Annotated in this window: 16 protein-coding genes; 7 read left to right on the plus strand and 9 right to left on the minus strand. The window is 57.0% G+C overall.

Annotated features, from left to right (window positions below; all coding sequences use genetic code 11):
• Positions 1–78: 78 nt before the first annotated feature.
• Positions 79–2,358 carry an NADP-dependent oxaloacetate-decarboxylating malate dehydrogenase gene (gene maeB / locus N2K86_RS15790; RefSeq protein WP_260659230.1) on the minus strand — a complete coding sequence of 760 codons (2,280 nt, stop codon included), beginning with the start codon at positions 2,356–2,358 and terminating at the stop codon, positions 79–81.
• 289 nt (positions 2,359–2,647) lie between these two features.
• On the opposite strand from maeB, the gene tal reads away from it, so the two are divergent.
• Together tal and tkt are read left to right on the plus strand one after the other, a co-directional pair.
• Positions 2,648–3,598 (plus strand): transaldolase, encoded by a 951-nt coding sequence (gene tal, locus N2K86_RS15795; protein ID WP_260659231.1) that lies wholly within the window; start codon positions 2,648–2,650, stop codon positions 3,596–3,598.
• 19 nt (positions 3,599–3,617) lie between these two features.
• Positions 3,618–5,606, plus strand: coding sequence for a transketolase (gene tkt / locus N2K86_RS15800; protein WP_260659232.1), 1,989 nt, complete (start codon positions 3,618–3,620; stop codon positions 5,604–5,606).
• A gap of 234 nt (positions 5,607–5,840) precedes the next feature.
• Here tkt and N2K86_RS15805 read toward each other — a convergent pair whose 3' ends face one another.
• From N2K86_RS15805 to aegA, 4 genes are all read right to left on the minus strand, one after another.
• Complete coding sequence (locus tag N2K86_RS15805) at positions 5,841–6,827, minus strand: IS110 family transposase (RefSeq protein WP_260659233.1); 987 nt, start codon at positions 6,825–6,827, stop codon at positions 5,841–5,843.
• A gap of 285 nt (positions 6,828–7,112) precedes the next feature.
• Complete coding sequence (locus N2K86_RS15810) at positions 7,113–8,156, minus strand: DUF1176 domain-containing protein (protein WP_260659234.1); 1,044 nt, start codon at positions 8,154–8,156, stop codon at positions 7,113–7,115.
• Between the two features lie 109 nt (positions 8,157–8,265).
• Positions 8,266–8,856: a GDP-mannose pyrophosphatase NudK gene (gene nudK, locus N2K86_RS15815; protein ID WP_260659235.1), complete on the minus strand. Its 591-nt coding sequence runs from the start codon at positions 8,854–8,856 to the stop codon at positions 8,266–8,268.
• 67 nt (positions 8,857–8,923) lie between these two features.
• Positions 8,924–10,900: a formate-dependent uric acid utilization protein AegA gene (aegA, locus tag N2K86_RS15820; protein WP_313771633.1), complete on the minus strand. Its 1,977-nt coding sequence runs from the start codon at positions 10,898–10,900 to the stop codon at positions 8,924–8,926.
• 151 nt (positions 10,901–11,051) lie between these two features.
• Between aegA and narQ the strand changes: the two genes are divergently transcribed.
• Positions 11,052–12,746, plus strand: a complete 1,695-nt coding sequence (gene narQ, locus N2K86_RS15825; protein ID WP_260659236.1) for a nitrate/nitrite two-component system sensor histidine kinase NarQ — start codon at positions 11,052–11,054, stop codon at positions 12,744–12,746.
• 142 nt (positions 12,747–12,888) lie between these two features.
• Entirely contained in the window at positions 12,889–16,002 is a 3,114-nt protein-coding gene (gene acrD / locus N2K86_RS15830; protein WP_260659237.1) for a multidrug efflux RND transporter permease AcrD, read from the plus strand.
• A gap of 106 nt (positions 16,003–16,108) precedes the next feature.
• On the opposite strand, the gene ypfM is transcribed toward acrD, so the two are convergent.
• Positions 16,109–16,168 (minus strand): protein YpfM, encoded by a 60-nt coding sequence (gene ypfM / locus N2K86_RS15835; RefSeq protein ID WP_015572204.1) that lies wholly within the window; start codon positions 16,166–16,168, stop codon positions 16,109–16,111.
• A 388-nt stretch (positions 16,169–16,556) separates the two neighbouring features.
• Between ypfM and N2K86_RS15840 the strand changes: the two genes are divergently transcribed.
• The 3 genes from N2K86_RS15840 to N2K86_RS15850 are packed head-to-tail and all read left to right on the plus strand — an operon-like array spanning position 16,557 to position 18,264.
• Entirely contained in the window at positions 16,557–16,913 is a 357-nt protein-coding gene (locus N2K86_RS15840) for an ArsC family reductase (RefSeq protein WP_260659238.1), read from the plus strand.
• A gap of 3 nt (positions 16,914–16,916) precedes the next feature.
• A complete protein-coding gene (gene dapE, locus N2K86_RS15845; protein WP_260659239.1) occupies positions 16,917–18,044 on the plus strand; it encodes a succinyl-diaminopimelate desuccinylase in 1,128 nt (375 codons plus the stop codon).
• A gap of 22 nt (positions 18,045–18,066) precedes the next feature.
• The gene (locus N2K86_RS15850) at positions 18,067–18,264 is read left to right on the plus strand and encodes a YpfN family protein (protein ID WP_014171111.1); all 198 of its coding nucleotides are present in this window, start codon (positions 18,067–18,069) and stop codon (positions 18,262–18,264) included.
• A 103-nt stretch (positions 18,265–18,367) separates the two neighbouring features.
• On the opposite strand, the gene ypfH is transcribed toward N2K86_RS15850, so the two are convergent.
• The 3 genes from ypfH to ypfJ form a co-directional block, all read right to left on the minus strand.
• A complete protein-coding gene (gene ypfH / locus N2K86_RS15855) occupies positions 18,368–19,063 on the minus strand; it encodes an esterase (protein ID WP_260659240.1) in 696 nt (231 codons plus the stop codon).
• 73 nt (positions 19,064–19,136) lie between these two features.
• A complete protein-coding gene (locus N2K86_RS15860; protein ID WP_260659241.1) occupies positions 19,137–21,086 on the minus strand; it encodes a tRNA(Met) cytidine acetyltransferase TmcA in 1,950 nt (649 codons plus the stop codon).
• Entirely contained in the window at positions 21,086–21,955 is an 870-nt protein-coding gene (gene ypfJ, locus N2K86_RS15865) for a KPN_02809 family neutral zinc metallopeptidase (RefSeq protein ID WP_221550957.1), read from the minus strand. The genes N2K86_RS15860 and ypfJ overlap by 1 nt, the downstream gene beginning before the upstream one ends.
• Between the last annotated feature and the right edge of the window lie 96 nt (positions 21,956–22,051).

Below are 22,051 nucleotides of genomic sequence, written 5' to 3' on the forward strand. Positions count from 1 at the left end.
TGCCGGATGGCGCTGCGCTTATCCGGCCTACTCAACCCGTAGGTCGGGTAAGCGAACGCGCCACCCGACTCACAATGCTTACAGCGGCTGCGTCTGCGCCTCAACCACCGCCAGCGCCACCATATTCACGATACGGCGCACGGAGGCAATCGGCGTTAACACATGCACCGGTTTCGCCACGCCCATCAGCACCGGTCCTACGGTCACCCCTTCAGAGCTGGAGACGCGCAGCAGGTTATAGCTGATACGCGCCGCCTCCACGTTTGGCATAATCAGTATGTTGGCCGATCCCTTCAGCGGGCTGTCCGGCATGCGTTCGTTACGGATGCTCTCCACCAGCGCGGCATCACCGTGCATTTCCCCGTCAATCATCAGCTCCGGCGCACGCTCACGCACCAGATCCAGCGTCTGACGCATTTTGCAGGCCGCCGCGGATTTAGACGAACCAAAGTTCGAATGCGACAGCAGCGCCACCTTCGGCTCGATACCAAAGCGGCGTACGGTCTCGGCGGCCATCACGGTGATTTCTGCCAGCTCGTCCGGCGTCGGATCGTCATTGACGTAGGTGTCAGCGATAAAGGTGTTGCCGCTTGGCAGCAGCAGCGCGTTCATCGCCCCGGCGGTATGAACGCCGTCGCGATAGCCGAAGATCTCCTGCACCACGCTAAAGTGCTCGTGATAATCGCCGATGGTGCCGCAGATCAGCGCATCCGCCTCGCCGCGATGCACCATGATCGCGCCGATCACCGTCGTGTTGCCGATCACCGCTTTCTGCGCCTGCTCCTGGGTAATCCCGCGACGCTTCATGATCGCGTAGTATTCGCTCCAGTACTCCTTGAAGCGCGGATCGGATTCGTTGTTAACGATCTCAAAGTCGACGCCCGGCTTAATCTGCAGGCCGAGCTTCTGAATGCGCATCTCGATGACGCTCGGACGACCAATCAGGATCGGCTTCGCCAGCCCTAAGGTGATCAGCTCCTGCGTCGCGTGCAGCACCCGCGCCTCTTCCCCTTCCGCCAGCACCACGCGTTTTGCGTCGGCGCGCGCCTGAGAGAAGATCGGCTTCATGAACAGGTTAGTTTTGTAGACGAATTCGGTGAGCTTATCGACGTAAGCGTCGAAATCCTGAATCGGTCGCGTCGCCACGCCGGAGTCCATCGCCGCTTTGGCAACGGCTGGCGCAATTTTCACAATCAGGCGCGGATCAAACGGTTTTGGAATGATATAGTCCGGGCCAAAGCTCAAATCCTGATCGCCGTACGCAGACGCGACCACTTCGCTCTGCTCAGCGTGCGCCAGCTCCGCGATGGCGTGAACGGCGGCAAGCTTCATCTCTTCGTTGATCGCAGTTGCACCCACATCCAGCGCACCGCGGAAGATGAACGGGAAGCAGAGCACGTTGTTCACCTGGTTCGGGTAGTCCGAACGACCTGTACAGATAATGGCATCTTCACGCACCGCTTTCGCCAGCGGCGGCAGGATTTCCGGTTCCGGGTTCGCCAGGGCCAGGATCATTGGCGCACGCGCCATCTTCTTCACCATCTCCTGGGTCAGCACTTTCGGGCCGGAACAGCCGAGGAAGATATCCGCGCCGTCAATAACGTCCTCAAGCGTGCGTTTGCCGTCGTCTTCTACCGCGTACGCCGCCTTGGTTTCCGCCATGTTCGGCTCGCGGTCTTTATAAATAACGCCCTTCGAGTCGCAGACCACAATGTTGTGCTTCTGCATACCCAGCGCCACCAGCAGGTTCATACAGGCAATCGCCGCCGCGCCCGCGCCGGAAACGACCATGCGCACGTCGGAGAGATTTTTCTCGACCACGCGCAGGCCGTTCAGAATGGCGGCGGTGCTGATAATCGCGGTCCCGTGCTGGTCATCATGGAACACGGGAATGTTCATACGCTCGCGCAGCTTCTGCTCGATATAGAAACATTCCGGCGCTTTGATGTCTTCCAGGTTGATACCGCCGAAGGTCGGCTCCAGCGCGGCCACCACGTTGATGAATTTATCGGGATCGAGTTCGTCCACCTCGATATCGAACACGTCGATACCGGCGAATTTCTTGAACAGAACGCCCTTCCCTTCCATCACCGGCTTACCGGCCAGCGCGCCAATGTTGCCCAGCCCCAGCACCGCCGTGCCGTTAGAAATAACGGCGACAAGGTTACCGCGCGCGGTGTATTTGTAGGCCGCCAGCGGATCTTTTTCGATCTCCAGACACGGCGCAGCTACGCCCGGTGAGTAGGCCAGCGCCAGATCGCGCTGTGTTGCCAGCGGCTTGGTTGGGGAGACCTGGATTTTACCGGGGACGGGGAACTCGTGAAAATCGAGGGCACTCTGTTTCAACTGCTCATCCATCTTATTTTTCCTTTCACGTATCGGTCAAAAGGGTGACGAAAGCGATCCTGATGCACACCCTGGTGTGCCGTCTAGTATCGCCTCAGGCCGTCTCCTAAACTTTGAAGGCTGCCAAACTCTCACCATCACACATTAAAAATTGTTATCAATTTATAACAGCCATGTTACCCGTCTCAAAAGCAATGCCTCCCCCGTCTGCTATGCTTTTTTGTTAAGTCCATCATGATTTTCTCAGAAGTGTGAACTAACGCACTCGATTAACTCTTTTATTTCCAAGGAGTAATGACTTATGAACCAGCTAGACGGCATCAAACAATTCACCACCGTGGTGGCAGACAGCGGCGATATCGAGTCGATTCGCCACTATCAGCCGGAAGATGCGACCACCAACCCTTCGCTGCTGCTCAAGGCGGCCGGACTTGCTCATTTTAATCATCTGATTGATGACGCCATTGCCTACGGTAAACTGCGCGGGAAAACGCAGGAGCAGCAGGTCGCCGAAGCCAGCGACAAGCTGGCGGTTAATTTTGGTGCAGAAATTCTGAAAAGCATCCCGGGGCGCGTGTCGACCGAAGTGGACGCCCGCCTCTCTTTTGATAAAGAAAAAAGCGTTAACAAAGCCCGTCGCCTGGTGGAACTCTACCAGGAGCAGGGGATTGATAAGTCACGCATCCTGATCAAGCTGGCGTCCACCTGGGAAGGCATCCGCGCGGCCGAGGTTCTGGAAAAAGAGGGCATTCACTGCAACCTGACGCTGCTGTTTTCGTTTGCCCAGGCACGCGCCTGCGCCGAAGCGGGCGTGTTCCTCGTCTCGCCGTTTGTCGGGCGCATCTACGACTGGTATCAGGCGAAACAGCCGATGGATCCGTACGTGGTGGATGAGGATCCGGGCGTGAAATCGGTCCGTAATATCTACGACTACTACAAACAGCACCGCTACGAAACCATTGTGATGGGGGCCAGCTTCCGCCGTACCGAGCAGATCCTCGCCCTGGCAGGCTGCGACCGTCTGACCATCTCCCCGAACCTGCTTCAGGAGCTTCAGGACAAAGAAGAGACAGTGATCCGCAAGCTGGTGCCGACCTCCACCGTTTTACCAAAACCGAAAGCCATGACCGAAGCGGAGTTCCGCTGGGAGCACAACCAGGACGCGATGGCTGTCGATAAACTGGCGGAAGGCATCCGCCTGTTCGCCGTCGACCAGCGCAAACTCGAAGATCTTCTTGCCGCCAAACTTTAACCTTGCCACGGAGTGAACTATGTCCCGTAAAGAGCTCGCCAATGCCATTCGCGCCCTCAGCATGGATGCCGTGCAGAAAGCCAATTCCGGCCATCCGGGCGCACCGATGGGCATGGCCGATATTGCCGAAGTGTTATGGAACGACTTCCTGAAGCACAACCCGAATGACCCCACCTGGTACGATCGCGACCGTTTTATTCTTTCCAACGGTCACGCATCGATGCTGCTCTACAGCCTGCTGCATCTTTCCGGTTACGACCTGCCGCTTGAGGAGATAAAAAACTTCCGCCAGCTGCACTCCAAAACGCCGGGACACCCGGAGATCGGCTATACGCCAGGCGTGGAAACGACGACCGGGCCACTCGGTCAGGGGCTAGCCAATGCGGTCGGGCTGGCGATTGCCGAACGCACGCTGGCGGCGCAGTTTAACCAGCCGGACCACGAAATTGTCGACCACTACACCTACGTGTTTATGGGTGACGGTTGCCTGATGGAGGGGATCTCCCACGAGGTCTGCTCGCTGGCGGGTACGCTGGGGCTCGGCAAGCTGATTGGATTTTACGATCACAACGGTATCTCCATCGACGGGGAGACCGAAGGCTGGTTTACCGACGACACGGCAAAACGCTTTGAAGCCTACCACTGGCACGTGGTGCATGAGATTGACGGTCACGATCCTGAAGCGGTGAAAAAAGCGATTCAGGAAGCGCAGAGCGTGAAGGACAAACCGTCGCTGATTATCTGCCGCACGGTCATCGGCTTCGGCTCGCCGAACAAGGCGGGCAAAGAGGAGGCGCACGGTGCGGCGCTGGGTGACGAAGAAGTGGCGCTGACCCGGCAGAAGCTGGGCTGGAAATACCCACCATTTGAGATCCCGAAAGAGATCTACAGGGCCTGGGATGCCCGTGAAAACGGTGAGAAAGCCCAGCACGCCTGGGACGAAAAATTTGCCGCCTACAAAAAAGCGCATCCTGAACTGGCGGCAGAGTTTTCCCGCCGCATGAGCGGCGGTCTGCCGGAAGACTGGGACGATAAAATCCAGGCGCTGATTGAAAACCTGCAGTCCAACCCGGCGAAAATTGCCACCCGTAAGGCGTCGCAAAATACCCTGAACGCAATAGGTCCTGTTCTGCCCGAACTGCTGGGCGGCTCGGCGGATCTGGCACCAAGTAACCTGACCATCTGGTCGGGTTCCAAATCGCTCAAAGAGGACATCGCCGGAAACTACATCCACTACGGCGTGCGCGAGTTCGGGATGACCGCCATTGCCAACGGCATCGCCCATCACGGCGGCTTCGTGCCTTACACCGCCACCTTCCTGATGTTTGTCGAGTACGCCCGTAACGCGGCGCGCATGGCGGCCTTAATGAAGGCGCGGCAGATTATGGTCTACACCCATGACTCCATCGGGCTGGGGGAAGACGGGCCCACGCACCAGGCGGTTGAGCAGCTGGCAAGCCTGCGCCTGACGCCGAACTTCAGCACCTGGCGTCCGTGCGACCAGGTCGAAGCAGCGGTGGGCTGGAAGCTGGCGGTGGAACGCCACAACGGCCCAACGGCATTAATTCTGTCACGCCAGAACCTGGCGCAGATTGAGCGTACCCCGGAGCAGGTGAAAAACATCGCCCGCGGCGGCTACATCCTGAAGGACAGCGGCGGCAAGCCGGACGTGATCCTGATTGCGACCGGTTCCGAGGTGGAAATCACGGTGAAAGCGGCGGAGAAACTGACTGCCGAAGGACACGCGGTGCGCGTGGTTTCCCTGCCTTCCACGGATATTTTTGATGCGCAGGATGAGGCGTATCGGGAATCGGTCCTGCCGTCCAGCGTCGCGGCGCGCGTGGCGGTAGAGGCCGGTATTGCAGACTACTGGTACAAATATGTGGGTCTGAAAGGGGCAATTGTCGGGATGCATGGTTACGGTGAATCCGCCCCGGCCGACAAGCTGTTCCCGTACTTCGGCTTTACCGTTGAGAACGTGGTGGAGAAGGCGCTGAGCGTGCTGTAGTGCGGTCTTCGTTGCCGGGTGGCGCTGTCGCTTACCCGGCCTACGGTTCGGTTTTTGTAGGCCGGGTAAGGCGTAGCCGCCACCCGGCACATTGCCACAGGCCGCAAGATTCGCAGGCCGGGTAAGGCTTAGCCGCCACCCGGCACATGGCCACAGGCCGCAAGATTCGTAGGCCGGGTAAGGCGCAGCCGCCACCCGGCACAATGCCACAGACCGCAAGATTTGTAGATACTGTTATGCCACGCAAGCATTTTCCTGATGCAGTGTGGCATCGAACGGGCGTCCTGATTTCAGAACGCCATACGCCACCTGCGCCAGCTTACGCATCATCGCTCCGATTATCAGCTTCGCTCCCTTACCGTTCTTTTCCAGACGCGCCCTGAATCCTTTTCCCCACTCCGTTTTGTACAGCGCCACCATCGCGGGCATATACAGCGCCCTGCGAAGCGAGACATGGCCAGCCTTACTCATCCTGCTTGCCCTGTTTACGCTGCTTCCGGATTCATGTTGCCGCGGTGTCAGCCCTGCGAACGCCGCGAACTGCCGCGCCTGCCCGAACCTGTCCTTCAGCCCCACATACGCCAGCAGCACCGCCGACGTCTTTTCACCGATACCCGGTATGCTGTCCAGCAGTTTTCGCCGGTGCTTCAGGTCCGGGTCGTCATCCGTCAGGTCCTTTATCTGTTTCTCCAGCCGCTTCAGCTCCGCTTCCAGCCACAGAAGGTGCGCATCAATGCTCGGCATCTGCACCTCCCGCGCCGTCTCACGGCGGTTCAGCTCCTGCGTGTGCATGTCCGTCAGGGACTGATGCCGCAGTACCAGCGCCCGCAACGCGCGCTCCACCGGATGCGGTGCCTCCCAGGCTGCCGGACGCTTCTGCCGGCAGAACTCTGCCAGCATACGGGCATCCACGGCATCGGTTTTACTGCGCAGGCCTTCGCTCTGCGCAAAGGCTTTACCCAGAGCCGGGTTGATGATGGATACGGTGAAACCGGCATCGCTGAGGGAAGCCGCGACGTCTTCCATATAGGTGCTGGTCGCCTCCATGCAGATGTGGGCCGGAGCCACATTATGGCTGCGGAGCCACCTGAGCAGCTCCTCGTGACCTTTAGGGGTGTTAGTAAACTTTTTGCTGCGGTGACGGCCATCAGGTCGCAACACATCGACATCCAGCTTAGCTTTGGAGACATCGATACCAATAAAGTGAAGTTCCTGTTCCATAGTGAAACCAACCTTGTGAATGCGGATTACCGGGAAAACCGGTCCATGATACTGTCCGGTTTGTCACTTGTGGAGAAGGGGCAGTCCACTGCAGGGATCTACAACACAGGCTCGAGGCCTAAGGCCGCAAGATTCGTAGGCCGGGTAAGGCGCAGCCGCCACCTGGCACAATGCCACAGACCGCAAGATTTGTAGGCCGGGTAAGGCGCAGCCGCCACCCGGCACATTGCCACAGGCCGCAAGATTTGTAGGCCGGGTAAGGCGCAGCCGGCACCCGGCAAAAAACTATCGCGTGATCCACAGCGTGGGCCAGGCATCTGGCCCGTTCCAGTTATCGCAGCTGGGCTCTTCCGCATAGCGGACCAGGCGGAAGCGCTGGCCGTCAAAACGCCAGCGCGTCTGGATCCCGCAATCCCCAATGCCCCGCCCTAACGCCAGCGTGGTCAGCTCACGCGTTTTCTCATCGAAGCTGGCATTCATCAGCTCCATCTCACTGCTGTCGCTTGAAGGGGTAAATGGCAGACGCAACCTGACGCTACGGGCAGAAAACGGCTTTTTGCGCGAAACTTGCCATGCCAAATCGACGGTGTTATACGCCCCTGCTTCACAGCTGACGATCAACAGCGCTTTGTCATCGGTTAACGCGGTCACGCGGACTTCACGGCGGTTCGGATCAAGCGAGCATTGACTGTTATTCATCCGCCAGGTGCCATAATCCAGCAGGTCGTTCAGCTCTTCATGGGTCAGCGGCGTCGGTGTCGGGTTGACGACCGCCACCTCTTTTAATGCGGGTGCGGGCGGCACGCTCAGCGGCGGACTGTTCCCTTTTTTTATCCAGGCTGTTCTGCTGCCGACGCGTTTTTGCTGGGCGTCGATAAACAGCAGTGCCGCTTTCAGGCCATCCAGTGAAATAACCTGCTTACCACCATGCAACGTCAGGGCGTGCCCTTCCTGAATGTTTTTCAAAAAAGCGGTAATGGTGGCGGCATCGTCAGTCTTCAGATGCCAGGGCGTTAATTGCCAGTGCTGAGGCGAAAGCTTAAGCGGTACGTCATCCAGCAGCAGTCGCGGCGCGATATCTGGCTCTTTCACGGCGGGGGCAGAAAGCCCACCGAGATCGATCCGCAGCGTGGCGTCTGTTTTCGCGCCCGCGCTGCGGCTGAGCGTCATGACCAGACCACGATGTTCACCGGTATTGCGCGCAACACAAAAATTCTGGTTATTGCAGGTGACCTGCCAGTCAGAGAAGGACTGCTGGGCAGGAGCAGCCCACACCAGTGGCGCAGGTAGCACGCAAAACAGGAAGAGAATAAAAACGCAGTAGCGCATGAATGGCACAATCCCGGAAACGAAAACGTCAAACTGGGCAGTATCTTCGTGTCCGAACCGGGCTTGCTCAATCGGATTTATCGGATAGATTTATCTGAAATGTAATCTATCACCGTTCGAAAGAAGGACTCATCATCCCGGTCGTTTGTAAGTACTGCAGCAATATTACGGCCTTACCGTCCCTGATCTCTCCACTTCTCACCATTGCCAGCGCCTGAGAAAACGGCATTTCCAGCACCTCAATATCCTCGTCCTCAACGCCACCGCCCCGGTGAGTACGCTGCGCATCGTTGTATTCCGCAATGAAGAAGTGGACAATTTCCGTCACGCCGCCTGGCGACATGAACAGTTCGAACACCTTTGTCACCTCACCCACTTCGAAGCCCGTTTCTTCAACGGCCTCTTTGCGGATACAAACTTCAGGCTCATCATCATCAAGCAGGCCTGCGCAGGTTTCAATTAATCGTCCGTCAGGATTACCATTCACCCATGTCGCCACCCGGAACTGGCGAATCAATACCACGCTCTGTTTTTCACGGTTGTAAAGCAAAATGGTTGCGCCATTGCCACGGTCGTAGACCTCGCGCTTGTGGCGGATCACTTCACCATTCTTACGCGTTAAATCATAGGTGATGTTACGCAGGACAAAGTAATTTTCGGACAGGATTTTGTCTTTAATAACGTCAATTTTGAGGGTCATACGGGCTCCACGACATAATGAGTGCATTTATACTACGCCGTGGAGCTCGCTTTGTCGCCGGTCGGATTTAGTGCGCCTGCGGCGCTGTTATCTCAAGCCAGTCGAGAATACCCTGCGCCGCATGGCGCCCCTCAGCCATTGCAGTAACCACTAAATCGGCACCGCGCACAGCGTCACCTCCGGCAAAAATTTGCGGGTTGCTGGTCTGGTACCGATAGTGTCCTTCGACAGAGGCAATGATGCGCCCCCAGTCATCCGTTTCCACGCCCTGGGCCTGCAGCCAGGGCATTGCGTGCGGGTTAAAGCCAAACGCCATAATCACCGCATCGGCAGGCAGGACGAACTCACTGCCTGCAACCGGAACGGGACGCCGACGCCCCTGCGCATCCGGTTCACCCAGTTCGGTGCGAAGCATCCGGATACCGTTGACCTTCCCGTCAGGGGCAAGCATCAGCTCGACGGGCTGGACGTTAAATTCAAACGCCGCCCCCTCCTCTTTCGCGTTCTTCACCTCTTTTTTCGACCCCGGCATATTGGCCTCATCCCGGCGATAAGCACAGGTCACTTTGGTAGCACCCTGTCGCAGCGCGGTTCGTACGCAATCCATCGCCGTATCCCCTCCGCCGAGTACCACCACATTCAGCCCCTGCGTGTCGATATACGGCTCCGAGGCGGTCGACGCAAGCCCCATCACATAGCGGGTGTTCGCCGCCAGGAACGGCAGCGCGTCATAGACACCCGGCGCATCTTCATGAGGGATACCGGCCTTCATGGAGCGGTAGGTTCCTACGCCAATAAACAGGGCATCATAATCACGCTGCAGCTGTGTCAGAGCGACATCGCGTCCCACTTCGCAGTTGAGTTCAAACCGGATCCCCATCGCGGTAAATATCTCTCTGCGCCGCGCGAGCAGGGATTTATCCAGCTTGAAGGCGGGAATGCCAAACGTCAGCAATCCGCCGATTTCCGGATGGCGGTCATAAACCGTCACGCTCACGCCGCTGCGCACCAGCACGTCGGCGCACGCCAGCCCTGCCGGGCCTGCGCCAATAATGGCCACCCGCTTGTCCACCGGGAGGACGTCGCTCATGTCCGGCGTCCAGCCCATCGCCAGCGCCTGGTCTGAGATGTAGCGCTCGATATTACCAATGGTCACGGAACCAGACTCATCGCGCAGCGTGCAGGCACCTTCGCATAAGCGGTCCTGCGGGCAAACGCGGCCAGTAATTTCCGGTAAACAGTTGGTTTGATGGGAGAGTTCTGCCGCCCCAGTGATATCCCCCGCGTTGACGCGCGCTATCCACTGCGGAATATGATTGTGCAGAGGGCAGGTCCACTCGCAGATGCTGTGCTCCCCGCAGGTCAGGCAGCGGGACGCCTCACGTTTGGCCTGTTCAGCCCGAAACGGCAGATAGATTTCATTAAAATGACAGGCGCGTTCTTGCGCCGGCAGCTTGTCTGGCTCGCCCCGTGGAGGGGTATTGTGCATCTGCTGTCGTTTGGTTTGCGGCTGAACCTGCTGCACCGCCTCGCCGTGCCACGGCTGCGCTTCCAGTCGCGCGGTGCGCGTGCGCCGCGCTTTCGACAGGTTATCCAGCACGGCGGGTGTGGCAAGCGTGAGCACGTCAGCCGGACAGTTTTCAATACAGGCAGGCCCCTTAGGCCGCGACAGGCAGAGATCGCATTTGTGCGCCGACGCTTTCACGCTCGCGCTATTCAGCGGCGTAACGATGATTTCCATCGTGCCGAACGGGCAGGCTACCACGCAGGCTTTGCAACCAATGCATTTATGTTGATTCACCTGTACGCTGTCGCTGTGCTTGCTGATAGCCCCGTTCGGGCAGCTGTGCGCGCAGGGGGCATTTTCACAGTGGTGGCAGGTAACGGGACTGTTCTTCCCCTCTGATTTGAGGACCGTAATGCGTGGATGAAAATGGTGCTCACTCAGAACATGTTGCTCATCGTTGTGCGCCATCACACACGCGACCTCACAGGCACGACACCCTATGCATTGCTGGCTGTTGGCCATAATAAAACGATTCATAACGACACCTGTTTTTGGTTCAATAACCTTATTCTTTCTATATGTACTGTATTTAGCCACGGTGACGTGTTCAGGCAATGTTCAAATGCCCAGAAAGCCGAACTATCTCCAGTGAACCTGTGGCAGATCAATTTATTCAGGAAGCTGATTTGTGACCGTTAAACGCCCTGTTTCCGGAAGCCTGGCTCGGGCTTTCTTTTCGATGATTGTGTTATCCGTTATGACCAGCGCCATCGCGCTGATGACCCTCGCCAGCAGCCAGCGAGACGCGGAGGCGATTAACATTGCGGGTTCGCTGCGTATGCAGAGCTACCGCCTGGGCTACGAGATGCAGCGCGCCAGCCCGTTACTTATGGAACACCGTGAAGCCTGGCAGCAGACGCTGAGCGCCCCTGCGCTGCGGACGTTAAACCGCTGGTATGTGCCTGACGATGTTAAACAGCGCTACCACCAGCTGCATCTTGCCTGGCAGGAGATGAGCCAGCGCATCGCCAGCGGCGACACCGCATGGTATCAGGCCCACATTGAGGATTTTGTCGGCCGTATTGATGCCTTTGTGCTGGCGCTTCAGCACTACACCGAACATAAAATTCAGCGGGTGATCCTGATGTCGCTGGCAGGCGGACTGAGCATTCTGCTGCTTGCGCTGGCTACGCTGCGGCGGATCCGCCGTCAGGTGGTACTGCCGCTGAACAATCTGGTCGCGGCCAGTGAACGTATCGAACAGGGACAATTTGATACGCCCGCACCGGATACCGCCCTGCCCAACGAGCTGGGCCAGCTTTCCCGCGCGTTTAACCATATGTCAGCGGAACTGCATTCGCTTTATCGCTCGCTGGAGCAATCCGTGGCGGAAAAGACGCAGCACCTGAATGAGGCGCACCAGCAGCTCGAAATGTTGTTCAAATGTTCTCAGGCGCTGAATACCGGACAGATAGACAGCCATTGTTTCAGGCATATTTTGCAGATCGTGCATGAATACACGCAGATAAATTATCTGGCGCTGCGGACCAGTGACGACTGGCAACTGTTCGAAGGAAGCGAAGTCGAAGGTGCGGAACTGCACAGTTTGCCTGTTCTGATGCAGGACACCCTGTATGGCGAACTGCGCTGGCAGAGCGAGACCGGGGGCGTGTCACTCCCGCTGATGAAGAGCGTGGCGACGATGCTGGGGCGCGGGCTTTACTTCAACCAGGCGCAAAAACACTATCAACAGCTGCTATTGATGGAAGAGCGCGCCACCATCGCCCGCGAGCTGCATGATTCGCTGGCGCAGGTGTTGTCCTATTTGCGCATTCAGCTTGCCTTGCTCAAACGCGCCGTACCGGAAGAGAATGCGCAGGCGCAGGCCATCATCACGGACTTCTCGCGCGAGCTTAACAACGCCTGGCACCAGCTGCGTGAACTGCTCACCACCTTCCGCCTGACGCTCAACCACGCAAACTTGCCCGCCGCGCTGCAGGAGTCTCTCGAGGGGTTGCAAACCCAGACGAAGGCGAAGCTGGTTCTCGATTGTCGACTCTCATCCCTGGCGCTGGATGCGCAAAAACAGGTGCATTTGCTGCAGATTGTGCGTGAAGCGGTACTGAACGCCATCAAACATGCCGACGCGAGCGAGATCACCGTCAGTTGCATTACCGCTGCTGACGGTACGCACAGCGTGGCTGTACGCGATAACGGTATTGGTATTGGCGAGGCGAATGAACCGCCGGGCCATTACGGGCTGAACATCATGCGCGAACGTGCGGAACGGCTTGGCGGAACGCTGCGCTTTTCTCAGCCGAAAAATGGCGGAACGGAGGTTATCGTCACCTTCCGCACGCCCACTGCGCTGGCGGGTAAATAACGGTAAAGGGGAAGGCGCAGGGAAAAGCGCATGATAATTTACATTATCTCCTTTATTTCTCCACGTTTGACCTGGGCCTAACCGCTAAAGTTATGCGGGCAATAAACAATAATGACGTGCAGCAAAACGAGGTCACACTTTCATGGCGAATTTCTTCATCGATCGCCCCATTTTTGCCTGGGTACTTGCCATTCTGTTATGTCTGACAGGTGTTCTGGCGATTACATCACTTCCTGTTGAGCAATACCCCGATCTGGCGCCGCCAAATGTGCGGGTCACAGCAAACTATCCTGGCGCATCAGCCCAGACGCTGGAAAATACCGTCACCCAGGTGATCGAGCAGAACATGACGGGTCTCGATAACCTGATGTACATGTCCTCACAGAGTAGCGCCACCGGTCAGGCCACGGTGACGCTGAGTTTTACGGCGGGAACCGACCCGGATGAGGCGGTGCAGCAGGTGCAAAACCAGCTGCAGTCGGCCCTGCGTAAGCTACCGCAGGCGGTGCAGAACCAGGGCGTCACCGTACGTAAAACCGGTGACACCAATATTTTGACCATCGCGTTTGTCTCCACCGATGGCTCGATGGATAAACAGGATATCGCGGACTACGTGGCGAGTAATATCCAGGATCCGCTCAGCCGCATTAACGGCGTGGGGGATATCGATGCCTACGGCTCGCAGTATTCCATGCGCATCTGGCTGGATCCCAACAAGCTTAACAGCGTGCAGATGACGGCTAAAGACGTGACTGACGCCATCGAATCGCAAAACGCTCAGATCGCCGTCGGTCAACTGGGCGGTACACCGTCTGTCGATAACCAGGCGCTGAACGCGACCATTAACTCTCAGTCTCTGCTCCAGACGCCCGAGCAGTTCCGTAATATTACCCTGCGGGTCAATCAGGACGGCTCTGAAGTCCGCCTGGGCGATGTCGCGACCGTGGAGATGGGCGCGGAAAAGTATGACTACCTGAGCCGCTTTAACGGCAACCAGGCATCCGGCTTAGGGGTCAAACTGGCTTCTGGTGCCAACGAAATGGCTACCGCGCAGCTGGTATTAGACCGACTGGACGAACTGTCGCACTATTTCCCGCACGGGCTGGAATACAAAGTCGCCTACGAAACCACCTCCTTCGTTAAAGCCTCCATTGAGGACGTGGTGAAAACCCTGCTGGAAGCGATCGGGCTGGTGTTCCTGGTCATGTACCTGTTCCTGCAAAACTTCCGCGCGACGCTTATTCCCACCATTGCCGTTCCGGTGGTGCTACTCGGCACCTTCGCCGTGCTGTATGCCTTTGGTTACAGTATCAATACCTTAACCATGTTCGCGATGGTGCTGGCGATTGGGCTGCTGGTGGATGACGCCATCGTAGTGGTGGAAAACGTCGAACGTATCATGAGCGAAGAAGGACTCTCGCCGCGCGAAGCAACGCGGAAATCGATGGGGCAAATTCAGGGCGCGCTGGTCGGTATTGCGATGGTGCTCTCAGCGGTGTTTATCCCAATGGCCTTCTTTGGCGGCACCACCGGTGCGATTTACCGCCAGTTTTCCATCACGATTGTCTCCGCGATGGTGCTCTCGGTGCTGGTGGCGATGATCCTCACCCCTGCCCTCTGCGCCACCCTCCTCAAGCCGTTACATAAAGGCGAGCATCACGGGCAAAAAGGCTTTTTCGGCTGGTTTAACCGCATGTTCAACCGCAATGCGGCGCGCTATGAGGCGGGGGTGGGTAAGATCCTGCATCGCAGCGCGCGCTGGATGGCGATTTATGTCCTGCTGTTAGGCGGAATGGTGTTCCTGTTCCTGCGTCTGCCAACCTCCTTCCTGCCGCTGGAAGATCGCGGCATGTTTATCACCTCCGTACAGTTGCCAAGTGGTTCTACCCAGCAACAAACATTGAAAGTGGTGCAGCAGGTTGAAAACTATTTCCACACCAAAGAGAAAGATAACGTTGTTTCCGTCTTCTCCACCGTCGGCTCGGGTCCGGGCGGGAACGGGCAGAACGTCGCACGCATGTTCGTGCGTCTGAAAGACTGGGATCAGCGCGACAGCGACACAGGCTCCTCGTTTGCCATTATTGAACGCGCGACGAAAGCCTTCAGCCATATCAAAGAAGCGCGCGTATTTGCCAGCAGCCCTCCGGCCATCAGCGGTCTGGGGAGTTCCGCCGGGTTTGATATGGAACTGCAGGATCACGCCGGAGCCGGGCATGACGCCTTAATGGCTGCGCGCGATAAACTGCTCGATCTGGCCAGCAAGGATCCACAGCTGACCCGCGTACGTCACAACGGTCTGGATGACAGCCCGCAGCTGCAGGTCGATATCGACCAGCGTAAAGCGCAGGCGCTGGGCGTATCCATTGATGACATCAACGACACGCTGCAAACGGCCTGGGGCTCAAGCTACGTCAACGACTTTATGGATCGCGGCCGCGTGAAGAAGGTCTACGTTCAGTCTGCCGCCAAATACCGTATGCTGCCGGATGATATTAACCGCTGGTATGTGCGTAATAACGCAGGTGGCATGGTGCCGTTCTCCGCCTTCGCCACTTCGCGTTGGGAAACCGGCTCACCGCGCCTGGAACGCTATAACGGCTATTCGGCGCTGGAGATCGTAGGTGAAGCCGCGCCGGGCGTCAGCACCGGTACCGCGATGGATATTATGGAAGAACTGGTGCAGCAGTTGCCAACCGGGTTTGGCCTGGAGTGGACGGCGATGTCTTATCAGGAGCGGCTCTCCGGCGCACAGGCCCCTGCGCTTTACGCCCTGTCGCTGCTGGTGGTTTTCCTCTGCCTTGCCGCACTGTATGAGAGCTGGTCAGTACCGTTCTCGGTGATGCTGGTGGTGCCGTTGGGCGTCATCGGTGCGCTGCTGGCAACCTGGATGCGTGGCCTGGAGAACGATGTTTACTTCCAGGTGGGGCTGCTGACTGTTATTGGCTTATCGGCCAAAAACGCCATTCTGATCGTGGAATTTGCCAATGAGATGAATGCGAAAGGTCAGGACCTGCTAGCCGCAACACTGTACGCTTGCCGCCAGCGCTTACGCCCGATTCTGATGACCTCTCTGGCGTTTGTCTTCGGGGTGCTGCCGATGGCGACCAGTTCGGGTGCCGGTTCCAGCAGCCAGCATGCGGTCGGTACCGGGGTGATGGGGGGGATGATTTCAGCCACGATCCTGGCGATTTATTTCGTGCCGCTGTTCTTTGTGCTGGTGCGACGTCGCTTCCCGTTGAAGGAAAAGCCTGAGTAACCAATGAAATAAAAAGGCGGCTTTCGTAGCCGCCTTTTTATTGTGTGATTCATTCACACTATGGTTATTTTACTTATTTAAGTGCGCTTGCAATTTTTACTGAATGTCATTTACGAAGCATGCCTTCGATAAAATCTTTCCAGTTCCCCAGTTCACGTTCAATCATAACAACCTCTCTTATTATTATGCGCATTCTACGGAAACGTATCATCATTGTGAAGACTATTTAACCAATTGCAGTGATTATACCCCGCTCCCCCCGGTGGATTTATGATAAATATGAACGCACTCCCTTAAATTTTGTGTGACCGCCAGCAATATTTTGAAATAACCATACGAGCAGGTGAGAAGATATTTAACCACTGAGTTTATTAGAGATTTAAACCTGGTAGACATCTATGCTTAAATGATGAAAGAATATTCAGCTTACAGATGTGAGGTGAATTAAGGAGAATTGTAAATCAAGAGAATTCCTGAATGTGTTATATTCCACTTAAGGATATATCTTCGAATTTATTGAACATTCTTTCTGCATAAGAACAAAAGGATTCACTATGGTTGTGATGTACGGCATTAAAAATTGCGACACCATCAAAAAAGCGCGCCGCTGGCTGGAAGCGAACAGCGTGGAGTACCGCTTCCACGATTACCGTGCCGATGGGCTTGATGCAGAATTTCTGCATAGCGCTATCCGCGAATTGGGCTGGGAAGCCCTGCTAAACACTCGCGGCACCACCTGGCGTAAACTGGATGAATCCGTCCGCGCCGGTATAACCGATGCAGACAGCGCGGCAAAACTGATGCTTGAAATGCCAGCTATTATCAAACGCCCATTGCTCTGCAAGCCAGGTCAGCCTATGCTGCTGGGTTTCAGTGAAACCCTTTATTCTGACTTTTTCGTTGAGGTGTAGTCTATGTCATGCCCGGTCATTGAGCTGACTCAGCAGCTTATCCGCCGTCCTTCCCTTAGCCCGGACGATGCAGGTTGTCAGGCATTAATGATTGAGCGTCTGCGTGCCATCGGTTTTACCGTTGAGCGCATGGATTTTGGCGATACGCAGAACTTCTGGGCCTGGCGCGGTCAGGGGGAAACGCTGGCGTTTGCCGGGCATACGGATGTGGTTCCCGCGGGTGATGCAGACCGCTGGATCAATCCACCGTTTGAACCAACCATCCGCGACGGTATGCTGTTTGGCCGCGGTGCGGCAGACATGAAAGGATCACTGGCGGCCATGGTCGTGGCCGCAGAGCGTTTCGTTGCCCAGCATCCTAATCATAAAAATCGTCTCGCGTTCTTGATCACCTCTGACGAAGAAGCCAGCGCCCATAACGGTACCGTGAAAGTCGTTGACGCGCTGATGGCGCGCAACGAACGGCTGGACTACTGCCTGGTGGGTGAACCCTCCAGCACCGAAGTGGTGGGAGATGTCGTGAAAAACGGTCGTCGCGGGTCCATGACCTGTAATCTGACCATTCACGGTGTGCAGGGGCACGTCGCCTATCCACACCTGGCCGACAACCCAGTGCACCGTGCCGCGCCGATGCTGAACGAACTGGTGGAGATCGAGTGGGACAAAGGCAACGCGTTCTTCCCGCCGACCAGCATGCAGATTGCCAACATCAAGGCCGGAACCGGCAGCAACAACGTCATCCCTGGCGATTGCTTTGTCCAGTTCAACTTCCGCTTCAGCACGGAACTGACCGACGAGATGATCAAAGCCCGCGTGATCGCACTGCTGGAAAAACACCAGCTGCGCTACACCGTGGAGTGGTGGGTGTCTGGCCAACCGTTCCTGACGCAGCGCGGAAAGCTGGTGGATGCGGTAGTGAATGCCATCGCACACTATAATGAAATTAAGCCACAGCTGCTGACAACCGGCGGCACCTCTGACGGACGCTTTATCGCCCGTATGGGTGCACAGGTTGTCGAACTGGGTCCAGTAAACGCGACCATTCACAAAATCAATGAATGTGTCAACGCGGCTGATTTACAACTGCTGGCCCGTATGTATCAACGTATTATGGAGCAGCTCGTCGCCTGACGACTGCTTAGAGGATTAGCGAATGGACTGGCTTTCAAAGTACTGGTGGATTCTGGTGTTGGTGTTTCTGGTAGGCGTGCTGCTGAACGTGATTAAAGATCTGAAGCGCGTTGACCATAAGAAGTTCCTCGCCAACAAACCGGATCTTCCGCCACATCGTGATTTTAACGACAAGTGGGACGATGACGACGACTGGCCGAAAAAGGACCAGAAGAAGTAATTGTTAACCCCCCCTCACCCTAACCCTCTCCCCAAAGGGGAGAGGGAACAAAACACCCCTCGCCCCTCTGGGGAGAGGGGCCGGGGGTGAGGGGCGTTTTTTCTCACATAAACTCTACAATATCATCATCATTCGGCTTACCACCGCTGAGCGCTTCGTCGAAGTAGTGCTTCGGCACGGTATAACGCAAACGATCGAGCGCAAACTGCATGCTGCGGTCGTCAATCGCGTGCCCCAGATCGTCAACGATATCCAGCGTGACGTCCCCACCAGCGCGGATAAGCGATTCCTGCGCGGCAACCGCATGTGAAAGCTCAATCACCCGGTCTTCACCACCGTGGATCAAATGAATGGTGGTCTGCGTCGTCACGCAGTCGGGCAACGTTGCGAAACGACCGTTAAAGGCAATCACGCGGGATACCAGCCCCGGCTGCGCTTTCACGCTCTCCAGCGACATAATTGACCCCTGTGAAAAACCAATCAGTGCGGTGGCGTCAGCGCCCACGCCGCTCTGCTGTTGCCAGTAGCGTACGGTGTCAATGAAAGTCGGCATGATGGCATCGATGCGGGCCTGACGGTTCTCTTCCGTCACACCCTGCACCGAAAACCACTGGCGACCTTCAGGGCCGCAAGGCTCTACGCCGCCGATGCTGACAATCAGCGCATCCGGGAAAACCGGCGCAAACCAGCTGCCAATTTGCCCCATATTGACGGCATTATCGCCAACACCATGAAACAGCAGCAGTAACTGTTTTGCCGGTTTTTCAGGGCTTTGAACAACAAAATGGTCGTGTTTCATGGCGATCTCCTTAAGTGATGAGCAGGATTCTACGCCTCTGTGGGGTAATGACCATGCCACTTTACTGATGAAGTCATTGAAAAAATTGCCATTGCATAATATCGTCTTTCAACTGCTGGCAGCGTGTTTCATCAAGACTTTCAAGCGCTTGTGCTGTTTCTTTTCGCAGGTTCGCCAGCAAGGATTTTCGCCCGGCATTATCCGTTTCCCCCGCCAATTTTCCGCGCAAAAGCGGGAGCGGCATGTCCACGTTTAACAGCAGGCGGGTTAACGCGGCAACGGAGGTCGAGAACGCCCGATGCGCAAAGGCAAACCCCGCCAGCTCCTGCCAGTCGTCATTATTAAGGGTAGCTTCCCAGCCCTCTGATACCGGGATCTTTTCGCCATTCCAGGCCGAGAGCACCCGGGCGTCACGTCGCAGACGCTGATGTGCCTGCGCGCACAGCTGATGCCCCGCCTCGCTGAGCGGCAGCAACGCCATCGCGGTGAAGCAGCCGCTGCTCGCTTCGCGGTGGCTGCCTATCCGCACCAGCACAAAGCCGCACTGCTGCCAGAAGCGCCACAGCTCGTCGGTATAGCCAAAACTCACGGAGAGATAATCCTCCCCGCTGGCGCTACGGATAAGCCGACGACCAATACCTTCCCGTTGACGACGGGGATGAACGGCAATACGTGTGATCCGTCGGCCCTTAAGTGTCGCCGCCAGAGGCGAGCCGCCGTGGGCAGCCAGAGACTGCGCCACCAGATTCCCACGAGGCCGACGAAAGCCCGCCCACACCGCGCGGCTAAGCCCAGGGGATAAGCCGCCCTCCTCCACCAGCCAGAGGGCACCGGCGAGGGTTGAGTCGGTTTCAGCAACGGTAAAATGTTGGCCCGGCGCGTCCATCATCCTGCGTAAATCAAGCGGGGAGGTGCGGTAATGCGCGGCACATAACAGCTCATAAACGCCAGCCACAAGCGCCGGATTGCTTTCCCACATCTGCGGCTCCAGCGACGCTAAACGCACGTCACCTTCCGGTTTCTGGTCGATGAGCGCATCGTCAAACAGCAGAATGTCAGACACCACCCGCTCAAGGGGGCACCCGGCCGCCCAGCGAACCGGTGTTGATAAGGTGAAAGACTGCAACCCGCTGAACCGGGCGCAAAACTTCAGCAGGAAACCGCGACCTGTTCCTTCATAACCCTGAACGGTAGTGGTCAACAGAACGCGGGGAAAACGTTCAACCAGCTTTTCAAGAAGCGGTCCCGGAATGGCGGCCGCCTCATCGACAATCAGCCAGTCGGCCTGCAGCGTCGAAGCGAGCAGCGCATCCGGTGCCATAAAGTGAAAATGCTCTCCCGCAAAACGGGCGATGACATCCGTTGCCCCTTTCGCAGGTGCAGTCACGACCGCAGTGCCCTGAATACGCTTTAGCAACATCCCTGCAAGCGCTGACTTTCCGCGTCCACGAGGTGCCGTGACCGCCACGACGCCAGTATTCATGGCCAGGAGTGTGCGCAGGATGTCAGCCTGCTCACGCTGCGGGTCGCCGCTGGCTGGCTGCCAGTCAGGGGTATCAGGAGGAAACGGAGGAAGCGTTAGCGGTTGGTTTTGGCACCACAGAATGGTGTCAGGGTCGGCGGCGATGGTGCGCTGGAAATGGTGCACAAAATGCGGCGTGGCGATAGGCTCGGCGCTGTCGCTCCAGCGAACAGCGTCGCCGTCCGGTGTTTCCGCCCAGACGGAGAAAGGCGGAACCAGCAGCACCAGCAGACTCCCGGCGCGCAGCGTTCCGCTGAGGGCGGCAAAGGCCGAGACGTCGAACCCCGCGCGAGCATCAAAAACCGCGTGCTGGAACTCACGCCCCAGCAGCCTGCTGATGGCTTTCGACGGGTGTTCATCCAGCCAGAGCCAGTCTCCGGGCTGGGCATCGCGCAGAGCCACCGCCTGCGTCAATGTCCAGTCCACATCTCCGCTGAGTACAACCAAACGACGATGACCTTTACGCCTGAGCTGGCTAATCAGATGTTCAAACGGCAACATTACATCGCTTTGCCGAAGGTATTACATTGCGCAGGGTCACCGCTGTCGAAGCCGCGTTTAAACCAGCTGTAACGCTGCTCCGATGTACCGTGAGTGAAACTGTCTGGCACCACTCTGCCCTGGCTTTGCTGCTGGAGACGGTCATCGCCAATGGCCTGCGCGGCATTCAGTGCCTCTTCAAGGTCGCCCGTTTCCAGAACACCCTGCTGTTTCATGCTATTGCCCCAGACGCCGGCGAAGCAGTCTGCCTGCAGCTCCATACGCACGGAAAGACGATTCACCTCCGCCTGGGAGGCATTCTGCTGAAGCTGACGTACTTTAGGCTCGATGCCGAGCAATTTTTGCACGTGGTGGCCGACCTCATGCGCGATCACATAGCCCTGAGCAAAATCGCCGTCGGCACCCAGTTTGCTTTTCATGTCATCGTAAAATGAGAGATCGATATAGACAGTGCTGTCCGCCGGGCAGTAGAACGGCCCCATCACGGACTGTCCGGTGCCGCATCCGGTGCGCGTCGCACCGCGGTACATCACCAGTTTCGGTTGCTGATAGGTTCGCCCCATTTTCTCGAACTGCTGGCCCCAGGTTTCTTCTGTGGTCGCAAGAATAACGGAGGTAAATTTGGCCGCTTCATCTTCGTTCGGGCTGATGGAGCGCTGAGAGTATTGCTGTTGCTGGAGAGGCTCTCCGGTCATCAAACCGGTGAGATCCACGCCGTAATACCCCGCGACCAGCACCACAATCAGCAGGATGATACCGCCCTTTCCACTGGGCAACCGGAAGCCGGGGCCGCCCATTGAAGGTCCGCCGCCGCCACTGCTGCGCCTGTCTTCTACATTGTCACTTTCACGACGCCCTTGCCAGCGCATAACCACCTCGAACTATTCCATTAATAATAGCTATGATCGTAGGCGGTTAATGACAGGATTACCATAGTAAACAAGGGTAAGACGCCAAAGGATACG

It is taken from the genome of Enterobacter mori, from assembly GCF_025244905.1.
Classification (GTDB): domain Bacteria; phylum Pseudomonadota; class Gammaproteobacteria; order Enterobacterales; family Enterobacteriaceae; genus Enterobacter; species Enterobacter mori_A.